Here is a 17,413-nt window from a genome sequence, read left to right on the forward strand (position 1 = left end):
GCTATGCGTATCAATAGAACACGACTTAAGTGGAGGTAAAAACCAGGAGGAATTTTTTATGTCAGTTATTTCTATGAAACAACTACTTGAAGCCGGTGTACATTTTGGACACCAAACAAGACGTTGGAACCCTAAGATGAAGCCATTTATCTTTACACAAAGAAATGGTATTTACATCATTGATTTACAAAAAACAGTTCGCATGATCGACGATGCCTACAATTATATGAAGGCTGTTGCCGGTGATGATGGTATCTTCTTATTCGTTGGTACTAAGAAACAAGCACAAGATGCTATTGAAGAAGAAGCTACACGTGCTGGTCAATTTTACGTTAACCACCGTTGGTTAGGTGGTACTTTGACTAACTGGAACACAATTCAAAAACGTATTAAGAGATTAAAGGATCTTAAGGCAATGGCTGAAGATGGTACATTCGAACGCCTACCTAAGAAAGAAGTTGCCCTACTAACAAAACAACAAGCTAAGTTAGAGAAGTTCCTTGGTGGTATCGAAGATATGCCAAGAATTCCTGATGTTATGTTTATTGTTGATCCACATAAAGAAAACATTGCTGTTAACGAAGCTAAGAAACTTAACATTCCTATCGTTGCTATGGTTGATACAAATACAGACCCTGACGATATTGATGTTATTATCCCTTCAAATGATGACGCTATTCGTGCCGTTCGTTTGATCGTTTCTAAGATGGCTGACGCTATCGTTGAAGGCCGTCAAGGTGAAGACGATATCTCAAGTGATGATTTTAATAAAGATCAAGCACAAGATGACAAATCTATTGAAAATGTTGCTGAATCATCAGATAATGGTAACGCAAAATAAAAATTAATAACTGTGAATAGAGTCATCTGAATAAGATGGCTTTATTTTACGACTGGAGGATAATTGATGGCTAAAATAACTGCTGCTCAAGTTAAGGAATTACGTGATAAAACAAGTGTTGGTATGATGGACGCTAAAAAGGCTTTGGTTGCCGCTGATGGTGACATGCAAAAGGCTATTGACGAATTACGTGAAAAAGGTATTGCTAAGGCTGCTAAGAAGAACGGTCGTATCGCTGCTGAAGGATTAGCTGAAATTGTTATTTCTGGTAACAAAGCTGCTATTTACGAAGTTAACTCAGAAACTGATTTTGTTTCTTCAAATGATAAGTTTAAAGATCTTGTTGCTAAGATCGGTAAAGCTCTTGTTGAAGGCGAACCAAAATCAATGGACGAAGCTTTAGCACTTAAGACAGGTGATAGCGAAACAATTAATGACGCTATTACAGGTTTAACAGCCGTTATTGGTGAAAAAATCACTTTGAGACGTTTCCACATCGTTGAAAAGAATGATTCACAAGTATTCGGCTCATACTTACATAATGGTGGCTTGATCGCTGCACTTACACTTCTAAACGGTTCTGATGAAGAAGCCGCTAAAGATGTTGCAATGCACGTTGCTGCTATTAATCCTACATATCTTAACCGTGATGCTGTACCTGCTGATGTTTTGGAACATGAAAAGAAGATTTTCACTGAAGAAACAAAAGCTGAAGGTAAGCCTGAAAAGATCGTTCCAAGAATCGTTGAAGGCCGTCTAAACAAATATCTATCAGAAATTAGTTTGGCTGATCAAGAGTTTGTTAAGGATTCAGATATGACTGTTCAACAATATGTTGAATCAAAGAAGAGTTCATTAGTATCTTACGTTCGTTTTGAAGTCGGCGAAGGTATTGAAAAAGCTCAAGATAACTTTGTTGATGAAGTTATGAATCAAATCAAGTAATTAATTTTTTTGATAGGGGATCGCTTAATTCATATGAATTAAACGGTCTTTTCTTGTATAATCAGCCTTTTTTAGTGAAAAATAGCTGATTAATATAATTTAGCTTAATCTATTATGTTAAAATGTTTAATAGCAAATTTAAAGGAGAGTACTATGCCTGATATCAAGTATAAAAGAATAATTTTAAAAGTTTCTGGTGAGGCTTTAGCTGGAGAAAAAGGGTTTGGAATTAACCCACCTGTTATTAAAAAGATTGCGGAACAGATCAAGAGTATCCATGAACTAGGAGTTGAAATTGCTATCGTCTGTGGTGGTGGTAACATTTGGCGTGGAGAGACTGGTGCTGAAATGGGAATGGATCGTGCCCAAGCTGATTATATGGGTATGATGGCCACTGTTATGAATGGTTTAGCATTACAAGATGGATTGGAACAATTAGACGTCCCTACGCGCGTTCAGACATCTATTGAAATGCGTCAAGTTGCTGAACCTTATATCAGAAGAAGAGCTGTTAGACATCTCGAAAAGGGCCGTGTTGTCATTTTTGCTGGTGGTACTGGTAATCCATACTTTTCAACTGATACTACATCTGTATTAAGAGCTGCTGAAATTGAAGCTGACGTTATCTTGATGGCCAAGAATAATGTTGACGGTGTTTATTCAGCTGATCCTAAGAAAGATCCAAATGCTAAGAAATATGATGAATTAACACAACTTGATATTATTAATAAGAACTTAGGTGTAATGGATTCTACTGCATCATCATTGTCAATGGACAATAACATTCCATTGATCGTGTTTAATTTGAACAAACCCGAGAACATCAAACGTGTTGTTCAAGGAGAAAATATAGGAACTATTATAAAGGGTGGTAAAGATGACTGATAATATAGCTGTTTCAAAAGCAAAAGAAAATATGACAAAATCTATCGACGTTTTAAGTAGAGCACTTGCTAACATCCGTGCTGGTAAAGCTAATGCGTCAATTTTGAATAACATCAAAGTTTTTTATTACGGTACAGAAGTTCCACTTAACCAAGTGGCATCTATTAATATTCCTGAAGCACGTGTTCTATTAGTAACTCCTTATGATAAAACAGCATTAGATGACATTGAACATGCCATTAATGCTTCAGATTTAGGTTTAAATCCTGCTAATGACGGAAGTGTTATTAGATTGGTAATCCCTCAACTAACTGGTGAACGCAGACAAGAGATTGCCAAACAAGTTGGTAAGGAAGCCGAAGAAACACGTGTTGCTGTTAGAAATGTTAGAAGAGATGCTATGGATGACATTAAAAAACAACAAAAAAATGGTGATATTACAGAAGACGGCCTACATGATCTAGAAGATACAATTCAAAAGGTTACTGACAAGGCAGTTTCTGATATTAACGCACTTGCTGAGGCTAAAGAAAAGGAAATTACTGAAGGGTAACCTTCAGTTTCTTATTTATGGCAGATCTAAATAATAGTAAACAAAATTCTGATTTGAGGGTTCCAAAACACATAGCAATTATTATGGACGGTAATGGACGCTGGGCAAAACGTCTAGGTCAGCCAAGAATTGCTGGTCATAAAGAGGGCATGAATAATGTCAAACGTATTGCGATCGCCGCAAATAATCTTGGGGTCAATGTTTTGAGCCTCTATGCTTTTTCTACTGAAAATTGGACTCGTCCCAGCAAAGAAGTTAATTTTTTAATGCGTCTTCCAGTAGACTTTTTTGGTACTTTTATGCCCGATTTGATCAAAGAAAACATTAGGGTAATGGTAACCGGATTTACTGATAAACTTCCTGCCAAAACTAGGAAGGCTGTTTTTGATGCAATAGAAGATACCAAGCAAAATACTGGCATGATTTTAAATTTTGCCTTTAACTATGGTGGACGAGCTGAAATAGTTCATGCAGCCAAAATACTAGCAATTAAAGCAAAAAATGACGAAATTGATCCAGAGAATATCGATGATGAGTCATTTTCTGAACAATTATTGACTGGTCCTTTAGGTGATTTAGCTGATCCTGATCTGTTGATCAGAACTAGTGGTGAGGAACGAATCTCTAACTTTATGTTATGGCAAATGGCATATAGTGAGATGGTTTTCGATGAAACATATTGGCCAGATTTTACAGCTGATAATTTAGTTGAGGATATTAAGATCTTTAATGATAGAGACAGAAGATTCGGATCTGTTTAACTGGGGGAATATTATGAAACAACGTGTAATTACTGCAGTAATAGCGTTAGCAATCTTTATTCCAATTCTATATTTTGGTGGGATTTGGTTAGAAATTGCTTCCGTTGTACTTGCAGCGGTCGGTGTATTTGAAATTTATATCATGAGAAAAAGAATTATCGTGTCAATTGATTTTATTTTAACGATTTTGGGAACACTAGCTTTGGCAGTTCCAATTAGTTTTTATCGTGGATGGTCACCAAAAAGCTTCTCAAGATTGGATACTTTTTATGTTTTTGCCGTACTTTTACTAATAGTTACAGTTTTAACTAAAAACAAATTCAATTTTGAAGATGCAGCTGTGTCGGTTATTTCCATGATTTATATTGGTACAGGATTTCATTATCTAGCTTCTGTTAGAAATTCTAGCGGCGGTTTAGGATTATTGATGTTTGCATTAATCGTTGTTTGGTCAACAGATATTTTCGCATATACATTTGGCCGTAAGATTGGTAAACATAAGTTATGGCCTGCAATCAGTCCTAATAAAACTTGGGAGGGTACAATTGCAGGAGTTATATCTGCCTTGGTATTGTCAGGTATTTATATGTATTTTGTACCTCAAAAGTATTCATTGGTAACAATGTTATTGATTGCTTTAGTGTTGTCAGCTTTTGGACAAATGGGAGATTTGATCGAGTCTGCCTATAAGAGATATTACAAGGTTAAAGATTCAGGAAATATTTTACCTGGACATGGTGGAATCTTAGATAGATTTGACAGTATGTTGATCGTCTTGCCATTACTACATGTTTTTGGTTTAGTTTAGAGGTTTGTGGAGGTTAAAATGACCGCAATAATTACATTTATTATTGTCTTTGGGATATTAGTTGTTGTCCATGAGTTTGGACATTACTATGCTGCTAAAAAATCAGGTATTTTGGTACGTGAGTTTTCAGTTGGTATGGGCCCAAAGCTTTATGCTTATCGAAAGAATAATACAACATACACATTGCGGCTCTTACCGTTAGGTGGATATGTCAGAATGGCCGGAGCACAAGAGGACGATTCTGAGATCAAACCAGGAACGATGGCTTCTTTATTGATCAATGGTGATAAAGTTACAAAAATCATCACATCAAGCAAAGTTTATGATGCACAAGCGGTACCTGTTCAAATATCAAAGGCTGATTTGGTCGATGATTTGACTATTGAAGGTTATGAGAACGGTGATGAGTCAGAAATGAAACATTACGATGTTGATCATGATGCGACAATAGTTGAAGAAGATGGTACTGAAGTACAAATTGCTCCGAGAGATGTTCAGTTACAATCAGTTTCTGTTTGGAAAAGAATGATCACTAATTTTGCTGGACCATTCAATAACTTTATTTTGGCGATCGTCTGTGCAATTATTGCTGCGTTTATGATGAATGGTATTCCTATGGGTACTAATCAATTAGGACATATTAAAAGTAATAGTGTTGCTAAGACTGCTGGATTAAAAAGTAATGACAAGATTCTCGCAGTAGGGAATAAGACCACTTCGAATTGGACTACGTTAACCGAGACAATTCGAGACAATCCAGGTAAAAAAGTCGATTTAAAGGTTGAGTCAAAAGGTAAAATCAAACACGTGTCAGTCACACCTAAGACGGTTAAAATTTCTGGTCAGAAGTATGGACAGTTGGGGATCATGGCCAAGAAAGATTACAGTTTAGGTGCAAAAATCAAGTATGGATTCACATCTAGTTGGCAAACAACCGTATCTATCTTCCAAGTGCTTGGCAAGATGGCATCGGGTGGATTTAATATCAACCAGTTGTCTGGTCCAGTCGGGATTTATTCAATGACTTCACAGGTTGCATCACAGGGGATAATCAATATTATTCTATTCATGTCGATGCTTTCGCTTAACTTAGGGATTGTTAATTTAATACCAATTCCAGCCTTAGATGGTGGGAAGATCCTATTAAATATAATTGAAATAATTAGACGTAAACCAATCCCTGAAGAGTATGAAAATATTATTACCTTGGTCGGGGTCGGCATCCTGGTATTACTAATGGTTGCCGTGACTTGGAATGATATTCAACGTTTCTTTATAAAATAGGTGGGGAGAATCAGGTATGAAACAATCCAGACTTTATATTCCAACATTGAAACAAACACCTAACGATGCTGAAGCAATCAGTCATAAGTTGATGTTGCGGGCAGGATATATCAGACCAGTATCTACTGGGATATATGCTTTTCTACCGCTTGCTTGGTCGGTTATCCATAAGATTGAAACAATTATTCGTCGAGAAATGGATAACATAGATGCTGCAGAATTACGTATGCCAATTCTTTTACCTGCTGAATTGTGGGAAGAGAGTGGACGTATTAAGACTTATGGTGAAGGTCTGTTTAAATTGGAAGATCGTCACAAGCGAGAATTCATACTAGGCCCTACTCATGAAGAAACAATTACAACGATTATTAAAGAACATTTAAATAGTTACAAAAAATTGCCAATGGTTCTGTATCAAATGCAGAATAAGTATCGTGATGGTGATTCAACTAAATTTGGATTGTTACAAAGTCGCGAATTTTTAATGGCAGATGCGTACTCATTCAGTGCTAATGTTGAACAATTGGATACCATGTACACTCAGATGGAACAAGCCTACCGTAATATTTTTGAACAATTAGGTCTGAACTTTCGAGTTATTCAAGGTAATGCTGATTTGATGGGCGGAACTGAAACTAAAGAATTTTCGGCTTTGGCTGATATCGGTTCAGATACGATTGTCTATTCAGATGAAAGTGACTATTCTGCTAATATCGAGATGGCTGCAAGTAGGCTGGAGGATAATCCAGTTGAGGACGATCAAAAAGCTACTTTAGTTGAAACACCGGATGTACATACGATAGCCGCACTAGCCTCTTTTTTGAAAATAGATGAGGCCAAAATTATGAAGGCTGTTGCGTATATGGCTGATGATAAGCCTATATTGGTTATGATCAGAGGAGATTTTGAAGTTAACAGTTTCAAGGTTAAAAATTATCTGGGAGCCAATTTCTTAGAAACAGCCACTCCTCAGGAGGTCGTCAAAAAATTTGGTAGTACTCCAGGTTTTATTGGCCCTAAGGGGTTAAATCAAAATGTTGAAATATTGTATGATAGTTCTTTAGAAGGCTTAACCAATTTTGCCGTTGGTCCTAATATTAGAAATAAGCATCTTATGAATGCTAATTTTGAAGATATCACCGATGAAGAACCAATTTTTCATGATTTACGTGTTGTAAAAGAGGGCGAAGGTTCTCCAGATGGACATGGAAAGATTGAGTTCACTAATGGTATCAAAATTGCTAGTATCTTTAAGCTAGGGACCAAATTCTCTGAGGATTTTGGGGCTGACTTTCTAGATGAAGATGGCAAGTCACAACCCATTATCATGGGGTCTTATGGCATTAGTATTTCTCGAGTGTTGTCTGCAGTTATTGAGCAGCATAATGATAAAAGTGGTATCGTTTGGCCAGCTAGTCTGGCACCTTATCAAGTACATGTGATACCGATCAAGTATTCTGACGATGTTCAAAGACGATTAAGTGATGAGATCGTCCAATTGTTAAAGGCTGAAAATTTCGATGTTTTATTAGATGATCGAAATGAACGTCCTGGTGTAAAATTTGCAGATTCAGATTTAATCGGAATACCGATCAGAGTTACTATTGGTAAAAAAGCAGCGGATTCAATTGTCGAGTTGAAGATCAGAAGTACTGATGAGACAATTGAAGTTAATAAAGATGAATTAGTAAATTCAGTAAAAATATTGCTTAAGAATCAGTAAATGAGGCTTAGGCCTTTTTTTATTTTTTGAAGGGTAAAATATGTCAGATAAAAATCAACTTTTTAAAATTTTAATTAAACAAATCAAACTAGATAACTTGTTAGAAGAAGATGCACTATTTAATACTGCTATTTTAAATAAGTTAGATGTCCATAAAGTTTCAAAAAAGTGGGTGTTCTTCTTTGAGTTTGAGGATGTATTGCCATTCAATGAGTTTAAGGTCTTCACCGAATCACTAAAAGATTCCTTTGATGGAATTGCCACAGTTGACTGGGAAATTTCGACGACTAAGGCTCATCTAGATGAGAAAAAAATCCGTGACTATTGGGATTTTGTTTTACAGACGGCACAATTGAATTCACCTGTGGTTTCTCAATTAATGAGACAAACTCCTCCAAAAATGGAGAATGGTCAACTTTTTTTGACAGTATCTAATGGATTCATAGCCGATTTTATGAATGGTGATCTGACAAAACAAATTCAAGATGAGTATCGTAGCCTAGGATTCCCTGATTTTAAACTTCATATCAATGTTGATGAAGAAAAGTCTAAGGAGAGTTTAAAGGCCTTACAATCTGCTAATGAAGAAAAAACTAAGCAATTCCAAACTAAGGTTCAAGAAATTAGTCAAAGTAAAGCTAAAAAAGCTCCAAGTAATATTTCTAAAGTTGGTCGGAAGATTCCAGATGATCAAGAAATAACCCAAATGGTCGATATTATTGAAGAAGATCGCAATAAGGTCGTTGAAGGAAATATTTTCAATAAAGATGTTAGAAAACTAAAATCCGGTCGTTCATTGTTGATCATTAAAGTTACTGACTATACTTCTTCATTTAGTATCAAGAAATTTTCAAACGGTGAAGATGATGAGGCCTTTTTTGAGGAACTTAGTGAGGGTGCTTGGATTCGAGTTCGAGGAAGTATTCAAGAAGACAATTTCTCGCGTGAATTAGTAATTATGGCAAATGATATAAATATTATTAAGCATCCAGAACGCCAAGATACTGCTGACGATGATAATAAACGAATTGAATTACATGCACATACTAATATGAGTCAGATGGATGCTATCCCTAGTGCTACTGATTTGGTAAAACGTGCGAGTCAATGGGGTCAAAAGGCAATCGCCATCACTGATCATCGTGCTTTACAAGCTTTTCCGGAAGCTTACAGTGCTGGTCAAAAGTTTGGTGTCAAAATTGCCTACGGTGTCGAAATTGATTTGGTAGATGAAGGAAATCCAATTGCTTATAATTTACGAGATGAAAATCTTAAAGATGCTGAATATGTAATTTTTGATGTTGAGACAACAGGTCTTTCGGCTGTTTATGACAGCATTATTGAACTTGCTGCAACTAAAATGAAAGACGGAGAAGTTGTCGCTTCATTTGATGAATTTATTAATCCTCATCATGAATTATCTGAGTTCACAACTAATTTGACGAGTATTACTAATGATATGGTCAGAGATGCTCCTGACGAGCAAGTAATTATTCAAAAATTTATTGACTTTGTTGGTGATGATGTACTTGTTGGACATAATGTTACATTTGATATTGGCTTCTTAAATTCAGCTTTAACGCGGATGGATCATGCTAGAGTCTCTGTTCCAGTAATTGATACTTTGGAAATGTCACGTACACTTCATTCTGAATATCGTAATCATAAATTGGATTCATTGGCTAAACGTTACAATATTGTATTGGAACACCATCACCGTGCTAATGCGGATGCCGAAACCACTGGATATTTGATGTATAAATTGTTTGAAGAAATGGAAGCAAACTTCAATACAACTAATATATCTCAACTAAATGACCATGTTGGCGGGGATGAAGCCTATAAGCAGGCGCGTCCTAGTCATGCGATCTTATTGGCTCAAACCCAAGAGGGCTTGAAGAATATGTTCAAAATTGTTTCATATTCAATGACCAAGTATTATTATCGAACAGCTCGAGTTCCAAGGCGACTTTTAAATAAGTATCGAAAGGGTATTTTAGTCGGTTCAGCATGTAAAGACGGTGAAGTCTTCAATACTATGATGCAAAAAGGTTACGAAGATACTCGTGAAGTTGCGCAGTACTATGATTACCTTGAAGTTATGCCAAAACCTGTTTACCAGCATTTGCTAGACATCAAATTGATTAAGGATGAATCAGGTTTGGAAGAAATTCTTAAAAATATCATCAAACTCGGTAAAGAAATCAACAAATCGGTTGTTGCTACTGGGGATGTTCACTATCTTGATCCCCATGACAAAGTTTATCGAGACATTGTTATTAAGGCAGTTAAGAGTAATCCCCTAGCACGTCAGGTATTACCTGATGTTCAATTTAGAACTACTAATGAAATGTTTGATGAATTTGATTTCTTAGATGAAGCGACTGAACAAGAATTGATCGTCGATAATCCAGCAAAAATAATGGATATGATCGATGAAATTTCTCCGGTTAAAGATAAGTTGTATACTCCAAAAATGGAGGGTGCCGAAGAAGAAATTCGTAGTTTAACTATGAATAAAGCTCATGAACTATACGGTGATGATTTACCAGAAATTGTTCAAGAACGTATGGATAAAGAACTTAAAAGTATTATTGGTAATGGATTCTCGGTTATTTATTTAATTTCTCAACGTTTAGTTTATAAATCAAATAAAGACGGATATTTAGTTGGTTCCCGTGGTTCCGTTGGTTCAAGTTTCGTTGCCACGATGACGGGTATTACTGAAGTTAATCCGTTAGCACCGCATTATCGTTGTCCTAAATGTAAGTATTCTGAATTCTTTACAAAAGGTGAAGTTGGTTCAGGTTTTGATTTACCAGATAAGAAGTGCCCCAAGTGTGGTACCGAATTGAAAAAAGATGGACAAGATATTCCTTTTGAAACTTTCTTAGGTTTTAAAGGTGATAAGGTTCCTGATATTGATTTGAACTTCTCTGGTGACTACCAACCAGTTGCACATAATTATACGAAGGTATTATTTGGTGAAGATCACGTGTTTAGGGCCGGAACCATCGGTACAATTGCTGATAGAACAGCTTTTGGTTATGTAAAAAATTATGAGGAATTGACTGAACAACAATTCAGAAATGCCGAAGAAGAGCGTCTCGCTATGGGATCAACGGGTGTCAAGAGAACTACTGGACAACATCCGGCTGGTATCATTGTTGTGCCAGACTATATGGATATCTTTGACTTTACGCCGATTCAATATCCAGCTGACGATCAGAATGCTGCATGGAAGACAACTCATTTTGATTTCCACTCAATTCATGATAATATCCTAAAGCTGGATATTTTGGGTCATGATGATCCTACTATGATCCGTACGTTGCAAGATTTGTCTGGCATTGATCCGTTGACTATTCCAGTTGATGATCCAGAAGTTATGGCACTTTTCTCAGGAACAGAGTCATTAGGTGTCACACCTGAACAGATCTTTTCTAAAACAGGTACATTAGGCGTTCCAGAGTTTGGTACTCGTTTTGTTCGCGGAATGTTGGAAAAAACTCATCCAACGACATTTGCCGAGTTATTACAGATTTCAGGTTTGTCACATGGGACTGATGTTTGGTTAGGTAATGCTGAAGAACTGATTGATAAGGGAATTGTTACACTAAAGGAAGTTATCGGTTGTCGTGATAATATCATGATGGATTTGATTCACTGGGGTATGGATTCACAAATTGCTTTCCAAATTATGGAGCATGTTCGTAAAGGACGTGGTATTCCTGATGAATGGAAGCAACAAATGAAAGATGCCGATGTGCCAGATTGGTATATTGAGTCTTGTTTGAAGATCAAGTATATGTTTCCTAAGGCTCATGCGACAGCTTATATTTTGATGGCTTTACGTATTGCATACTTTAAAGTTCACTATCCGCTCTATTATTACAGTGCTTATTTCTCAGTTCGTGCTGATGATTTTGATCTTGTCGCTATGACAACAGGTAAGCAAGCTATCAAAGACGCGATGAAAGCTATCAACGACAAAGGAATGGACGCATCTACTAAAGAAAAGAATTTGTTAACTGTTTTGGAATTAGCTAATGAATGTGTTGAACGTGGTTTTAATATTAAAATGGTAGATTTGGAAAAATCTGATGCCTTTGAGTTTAAGATTATCGATGATACAACATTGTTAGCACCATTCAATGCAATTCCTGGCTTGGGTGATAACGTTGCTAAACAAATCGTGGCTGCTCGTGAGGAACAACCATTCTTATCTAAAGAGGACCTTGGTACTCGTGGTAAAGTTTCTAAAACCATCATTGAATATATGACAGATAATCATGTTTTAGATGGAATGCCAGACGAAAATCAACTCTCCCTCTTCTAGTATCAGGGCTTCAGGTTGCTTTCGTTTCACAAATGTGTTAAATTACTACTAGTTAATTATTGATTTGAGTGAGCAGCAATGCTCACTCTTTTTATTGCCGATTACTTTGGAGGAGTGTTTTTGAATACAAAAGTTGATGAATTAAAAGCCATTTTACAACCTATCCTGGATCAACATGATTTCTTTTTAGTTGATTTGGAGTTTGTGCACGAACATGGCGACTGGTATTTAAGAGTTTATGCAGATAAAAAGGGTGGAATCAGTATCGATGATTGTGCCGTAATTAGTGAGGAGTTTGGAGAGAAGTTGGATGAGTTAGATCCAATTGATCCCGCTTATTACTTGGAGGTTTCTTCACCAGGTGCAGAACGTCCTTTAAAAAATGATGAAAGTCTTTCCAATTATGAAGGTGATTATGTCAACGTCTCTTTATATCAAAAAATAGATGGAAATAAGGCTTTTGAAGGAACTTTGACAAAGGTAACCGCAGAACAAATAGCTTTAGACTATAAAATCAAAAATATTCACAAGCAAGTTGAGATAAGTCGAGATAAAATTGCTAAAATTCGACTTGCAATTGAGTTCTAAGATTGAGAGTTTTTAGAGATTTAAAAACTCGTTAAGGAGAATAGCATGAGTAAAGAAATGATCGATGCACTTGATGCGTTGGAATCCGAAAAAGGTATTAAAAAAGAATACGTGATCGAATCTTTAGAAGCAGCCTTAGTTGCAGCGTACAAGCGTAACTATAATCAAGCTCAAAATGTTGATGTTGAGTTTGATGCTAAAAAAGGTAACATTCACGTATATGCTGTCAAAGAAGTGGTTGAAGAATCAGTTGATGACAGACTAGAAATCAGTCTTCCTGAAGCTCAAAAAAAGAGTAAGGGATACGAGATCGGTGATCATATAAAGGAAGAAGTCACTCCAAAGGACTTCGGACGAATCGCCGCTCAAACAGCTAAGCAAGTAATTATGCAACGTGTTAGAGAAGCTGAACGAGATGTAATTTATAATGAATACAGCCAATATGAACATGAAATCATTCAAGGAATAGTTGAACGAAGCGATAACCGTTTTGTTTATATCAATTTTGGTAAGATCGAAGCTGTTATGTCGAAGGCTGATCAAATGCCTGGCGAAATATATAATCCTCGCGATCGTATCAGAGTGTATGTTACTAAGGTAGAAAATGCTACAAAGGGTCCACAAGTGTTCGTTTCAAGAACTGATCCAGGTTTGGTTAAGAGATTATTTGAACAAGAGGTTCCAGAAATATATGATGGAACAGTTGAGATCGTTTCGATTGCTCGTGAGGCTGGGGACAGAACTAAGATCGCGGTTAAATCAGATAATGCTGATGTTGATCCAGTTGGTACTTGTGTCGGTCCTAAGGGTGCCCGTGTTCAAGCAGTCGTTGATGAATTGAATGGTGAAAACATTGATGTTGTTCCATATGTTGACGATCCAATTGATTTCATTGCTAATGCTTTGAATCCTGCTGAAGTTATTGCAGTTCAATTTGACGGTGATAATAAGAAACAATGTATGGTTATTGTTCCTGACTACCATTTGTCATTAGCAATTGGTAAAAAAGGTCAAAACGCTCGTTTGGCCGCTAAATTAACTGGTTATAAGATTGATATCAAACCAGAATCACAAGTTGAATTCGTTGATGATAACGACCAAGACGTAGATATTGACGATATTGATAAAAACGATTCTGATTCTGAATAATTAGGGGGTGATTGATTTGGCAACTCGTAAAATACCCATGCGTAAAGATATTTTAACAAGCAAGATGTATCCAAAAAGAGAAATGGTTCGAATTGTTAAGGACAAGGACGGAAATATTTCCATTGATCCAACAGGAAAGAAAGCCGGTAGAGGTGCTTATGTAGGTTTGAATCCTGAAGCTGTGAAAAAAGCCAAATCACAAAAGATTTTGGAAAAAGTATTTTCACATGCCGTACCAAGTGAATTCTATGATGAACTATTCGATTTTGTAGATCATCAAAAAGCCAGAATGGATTTATTTGGGGATTTAGGTAAGAAACATTGAGAGATAAATTTCTAGGCTTTTTAGGAATAGTTCTAAGATCTGGTAATATGGTCAGTGGTACAGATTTAACACTTCAAGGAATTCGCAATAAGAGTGTTAAACTAGTAGTGATGGCTAGTGACTGCAGTGATAGAACTAAGAAAGATCTAACTAATAAGACAGATTATTATCAAGTACCATTAATAACAGAGTTTACAAGTTATGAAATTAAAAATTCTATTGGAAAAAATAGAAAAGTTATTGGAATAACGGACTTAAAAATGGCTAAAAGGTTGAGTGAACTTATGGAAAACTAAGGAGAGTGATAGGATGGCCAAAAAACGAATCTATACTATTGCAAAAGAAAATAACGTTGATAACCAAGTTGTAATCGACGCCGCCGAAAAATTAGGAATGGATGTAAAGAATCATATGTCATCTGTTGATGAAAATAGTGAATCAAAAATTGTTAACAGTCTTAAGAAACCTGCTAACCACAGTGTAAAGAGTACAAGTAGTAATACTAATAATACTCATACAAATACTGCTAATACTGCTAAGAAAGAAAGCACGACTTCTTCAAATAACAGTAATAATGGCAATGGTCAACACAAGACTAAGATTAAGATTACAGCTGTAAGAAGAGATGCCACTAAGAATAATAGGGGACATTTCGATCACAACAATAATCGTAACAATAACAACCATCGTGAAAATAATAATAACCATGGTTCGGTAAATTCAAGTAATAGTAGACAACATACAAATACTAACAGCAATAACAATAGAAACGATCATCGTACCAATACTAATAATAGTGGTACAAATAATCGTCCATATAATAACAGCAATAATAATAACAACCGTTCTAACAATAACAATGGTCGTCCAAATAATAATCGACCAAATAATGATCGTCGCAATAACCAATCACGTGACAATCGTAATAACAGAAATGTTAGAACTACACAAACACAACAAGCTCCAAGACCAAGACAAAGTGCTGGTAACAAGTATCTAGAACAATATAAGACAAATATTCAAGATGCTAGTCGTGCAACAACACCAAGTCGTCCTAGAAACAACAATAACCATAACAGCGCTAACCGTAATAATCACAACAATAGTAATAACAATAGCCGTCCTAACAATAACAACAACAGACGTTTTAATAACAATAATAATACGAATAATCGTCCAAATAATAACCACAGCAATAATAACAATAATGTTAGAAAACCTGTTGAAGCTAATAAATCACAATCCGCTCCAAAGACAACAAATAAAGTTGAAGTTCCAAAGCCAGAATACAAGAAGCCAAAGGCAACAAATAATCGTGACTTTGGTCATAAGCAAAACTTGGCTAATCCTTTCGGATCTCGTAAGAAGAAGAAGGAAAGAAAGAGACAACAACGTCAACGTAGCAATGAACCTAAGAAGGTTATGCCACAAAGAAAAGAACGTCCATTACCAGAAACACTTGTTTATTCAGTTGGTATGAATGCTCAAGATATTGGTAAGTTGTTGCATCGTGAACCAGCTGAGATCGTTAAGAAACTATTTATGCTTGGAATTATGATCAACCAAAACCAATCATTGGATAAAGATACTATCGAATTATTAGCAACTGATTATGATATCAAGGCAGAAGAAAAAGTTGAAGAAGATATCGCTGATATTGACCAATACTTTGAAGAAGAAACTAAGAGTACTAAGCACTTAGTTCCAAGACCTCCAGTTGTTACAATCATGGGACACGTTGACCATGGTAAGACAACTCTATTGGATCACTTGAGACATACTCACGTTACAGCTAGTGAAGCTGGTGGTATTACTCAACATATCGGTGCTTATCAAGTAAGATTACAAGAACGTTTAATTACCTTCTTGGATACACCAGGACATGCCGCCTTTACAAATATGCGTGCTCGTGGTGCTGATATTACTGATATCGTTATCTTAGTTGTTGCAGCTGATGATGGTGTTATGCCTCAGACAATTGAAGCTATTAACCATGCTAAGGCCGCAAATGATCCTATTATCGTTGCCGTTAATAAGATCGATAAGCCAGGAGCAAACCCACAACACGTAATCGAACAATTGATGGAATATGAACTTATTCCTGAAGATTACGGTGGTGATACGATCTTTGTTGAGATCTCTGCCAAAGAGGGTACCAACATTGATAAATTGCTAGAAATGGTTCTACTACAAGCTGATGTGCTTGAATTGAAGGCTAACCCTGATCAAAAGGCTGTCGGTACTGTTATCGAAGCTAAACTTGATAAGGGTCGTGGACCAGTTGCATCACTATTGGTACAACAAGGTACACTTCATGTTGGAGATCCAGTCGTTGTCGGTAATACCTTTGGTCGTGTCAGAACTATGACAAACTACAATGGTAAAGAAGTTAAGAAAGCTACACCATCAGAACCAGTTGAAATCACTGGTTTGAATGATGTACCAGAATCAGCTGACAAGTTCGTTGTCTTCACAGATGAAAAGACTGCTCGTGCAGCTGGTGAGGAACGTGCAAGTCGTGCTATTCAAAAGGAACGTCAAAATACTAACCCCGTAACTCTTGATAACTTGTTTGAAACAATGAAAGAAGGAGAACTTAAGAAGGTCGACGTTATTATTAAAGCCGATGTTCAAGGTTCTGTTGAAGCCATTGCCGGAAGTTTGAAGAAGATCGAAGTTGAAGGCGTTCGTGTTAATATTATTCATCAAGCCGTTGGTGCTATTACTGAAAGTGATGTTAACCTTGCTTCTGCAAGTAATGCTATCATTATTGGATTTAATGTTCGTCCAACTGCTCAAGCTCGTATTCAAGCTAAGGATGAAAATGTTGATATTCGTTTACATAGAGTTATCTATCAAGCAATCGATGAAATCGAAGCCGCTATGAAGGGTATGCTTGAACCAGTTTATAAAGAAAAAATCACTGGTAACTTATCTGTTCGTGAAACATACAATGTTTCTAAGATCGGTACAATTGCTGGATGTATTGTGAATACTGGTAGCATCACTCGTGATTCAGGCGTTCGCTTGATCAGAGACGGTATCGTTGTCTACGAAGGAAAACTTGCTTCACTTAAACGTTTCAAGGACGATGCCAAAGAAGTTAAAGCAGGATTCGAATGTGGTGTTACAATCGAAAACTACAATGACATTAAAATTGGTGATGAAATTGAAGCCTATGTGATGGAAGAAGTTCCAGTCAAATAGGAGAT

General features: G+C 36.3%; 12 protein-coding genes and 3 pseudogenes. All 15 read left to right on the plus strand.

Annotation, left to right across the window (positions count from 1 at the left end):
* Positions 1–58: 58 nt before the first annotated feature.
* A complete protein-coding gene (rpsB, locus tag EKM60_RS01075; protein ID WP_125711683.1) occupies positions 59–841 on the plus strand; it encodes a 30S ribosomal protein S2 in 783 nt (260 codons plus the stop codon).
* A 66-nt stretch (positions 842–907) separates the two neighbouring features.
* A complete protein-coding gene (gene tsf, locus EKM60_RS01080) occupies positions 908–1,786 on the plus strand; it encodes a translation elongation factor Ts (protein ID WP_125711684.1) in 879 nt (292 codons plus the stop codon).
* A gap of 153 nt (positions 1,787–1,939) precedes the next feature.
* Entirely contained in the window at positions 1,940–2,671 is a 732-nt protein-coding gene (gene pyrH, locus EKM60_RS01085; RefSeq protein WP_125711685.1) for a UMP kinase, read from the plus strand.
* On the plus strand, positions 2,664–3,224 hold the full coding sequence (frr, locus tag EKM60_RS01090) for a ribosome recycling factor (RefSeq protein WP_125711686.1): 561 nt from the start codon (positions 2,664–2,666) through the stop codon (positions 3,222–3,224). Before pyrH ends, frr begins: the two co-directional genes overlap by 8 nt.
* A 17-nt stretch (positions 3,225–3,241) precedes the next feature.
* On the plus strand, positions 3,242–3,985 hold the full coding sequence (locus tag EKM60_RS01095; protein ID WP_125711687.1) for an isoprenyl transferase: 744 nt from the start codon (positions 3,242–3,244) through the stop codon (positions 3,983–3,985).
* A 13-nt stretch (positions 3,986–3,998) separates the two neighbouring features.
* A complete protein-coding gene (locus EKM60_RS01100) occupies positions 3,999–4,793 on the plus strand; it encodes a phosphatidate cytidylyltransferase (protein WP_125711688.1) in 795 nt (264 codons plus the stop codon).
* Between the two features lie 18 nt (positions 4,794–4,811).
* Positions 4,812–6,077 (plus strand): RIP metalloprotease RseP, encoded by a 1,266-nt coding sequence (gene rseP, locus EKM60_RS01105; RefSeq protein WP_125711689.1) that lies wholly within the window; start codon positions 4,812–4,814, stop codon positions 6,075–6,077.
* 16 nt (positions 6,078–6,093) lie between these two features.
* Positions 6,094–7,800: a proline--tRNA ligase gene (locus tag EKM60_RS01110; RefSeq protein ID WP_125711690.1), complete on the plus strand. Its 1,707-nt coding sequence runs from the start codon at positions 6,094–6,096 to the stop codon at positions 7,798–7,800.
* A gap of 40 nt (positions 7,801–7,840) precedes the next feature.
* The gene (locus EKM60_RS01115) at positions 7,841–12,139 is read left to right on the plus strand and encodes a PolC-type DNA polymerase III (protein WP_125711691.1); all 4,299 of its coding nucleotides are present in this window, start codon (positions 7,841–7,843) and stop codon (positions 12,137–12,139) included.
* 120 nt (positions 12,140–12,259) lie between these two features.
* Positions 12,260–12,727, plus strand: coding sequence for a ribosome maturation factor RimP (gene rimP / locus EKM60_RS01120; protein ID WP_125711692.1), 468 nt, complete (start codon positions 12,260–12,262; stop codon positions 12,725–12,727).
* A 45-nt stretch (positions 12,728–12,772) separates the two neighbouring features.
* A pseudogene (gene nusA, locus EKM60_RS01125) lies at positions 12,773–13,825 on the plus strand (transcription termination factor NusA); the annotation flags it as partial.
* Positions 13,826–13,892: 67 nt separating this feature from the next.
* The gene (rnpM, locus tag EKM60_RS01130; RefSeq protein ID WP_191988829.1) at positions 13,893–14,201 is read left to right on the plus strand and encodes an RNase P modulator RnpM; all 309 of its coding nucleotides are present in this window, start codon (positions 13,893–13,895) and stop codon (positions 14,199–14,201) included.
* Positions 14,198–14,497 (plus strand): L7Ae/L30e/S12e/Gadd45 family ribosomal protein, encoded by a 300-nt coding sequence (locus EKM60_RS01135; RefSeq protein ID WP_125711693.1) that lies wholly within the window; start codon positions 14,198–14,200, stop codon positions 14,495–14,497. The genes rnpM and EKM60_RS01135 overlap by 4 nt, the downstream gene beginning before the upstream one ends.
* 13 nt (positions 14,498–14,510) lie before the next feature.
* Positions 14,511–14,631, plus strand: a pseudogene (locus EKM60_RS11340) (translation initiation factor IF-2 N-terminal domain-containing protein); the annotation flags it as partial.
* A 977-nt stretch (positions 14,632–15,608) separates the two neighbouring features.
* Positions 15,609–17,408 (plus strand): annotated as a pseudogene (infB, locus tag EKM60_RS11345) (translation initiation factor IF-2); the annotation flags it as partial.
* Positions 17,409–17,413 lie beyond the last annotated feature (5 nt).

The sequence above is a fragment of the Companilactobacillus kedongensis genome (assembly GCF_003946625.1).
In the GTDB taxonomy this organism is placed as follows: Bacteria; Bacillota; Bacilli; order Lactobacillales; family Lactobacillaceae; genus Companilactobacillus; species Companilactobacillus kedongensis.

Bases quoted from the DNA above. Each gene is read 5' to 3' on its own strand.
- frr (WP_125711686.1), top strand. From the start codon at position 2,664: ATGACTGATAATATAGCTGTTTCAAAAGCAAAAGAAAATATGACAAAA.
- rpsB (WP_125711683.1), top strand. From the start codon at position 59: ATGTCAGTTATTTCTATGAAACAACTACTTGAAGCCGGTGTACATTTT.
- EKM60_RS01095 (WP_125711687.1), top strand. From the start codon at position 3,242: ATGGCAGATCTAAATAATAGTAAACAAAATTCTGATTTGAGGGTTCCA.
- EKM60_RS01115 (WP_125711691.1), top strand. From the start codon at position 7,841: ATGTCAGATAAAAATCAACTTTTTAAAATTTTAATTAAACAAATCAAA.
- pyrH (WP_125711685.1), top strand. From the start codon at position 1,940: ATGCCTGATATCAAGTATAAAAGAATAATTTTAAAAGTTTCTGGTGAG.
- tsf (WP_125711684.1), top strand. From the start codon at position 908: ATGGCTAAAATAACTGCTGCTCAAGTTAAGGAATTACGTGATAAAACA.
- rseP (WP_125711689.1), top strand. From the start codon at position 4,812: ATGACCGCAATAATTACATTTATTATTGTCTTTGGGATATTAGTTGTT.
- EKM60_RS01110 (WP_125711690.1), top strand. From the start codon at position 6,094: ATGAAACAATCCAGACTTTATATTCCAACATTGAAACAAACACCTAAC.
- EKM60_RS01100 (WP_125711688.1), top strand. From the start codon at position 3,999: ATGAAACAACGTGTAATTACTGCAGTAATAGCGTTAGCAATCTTTATT.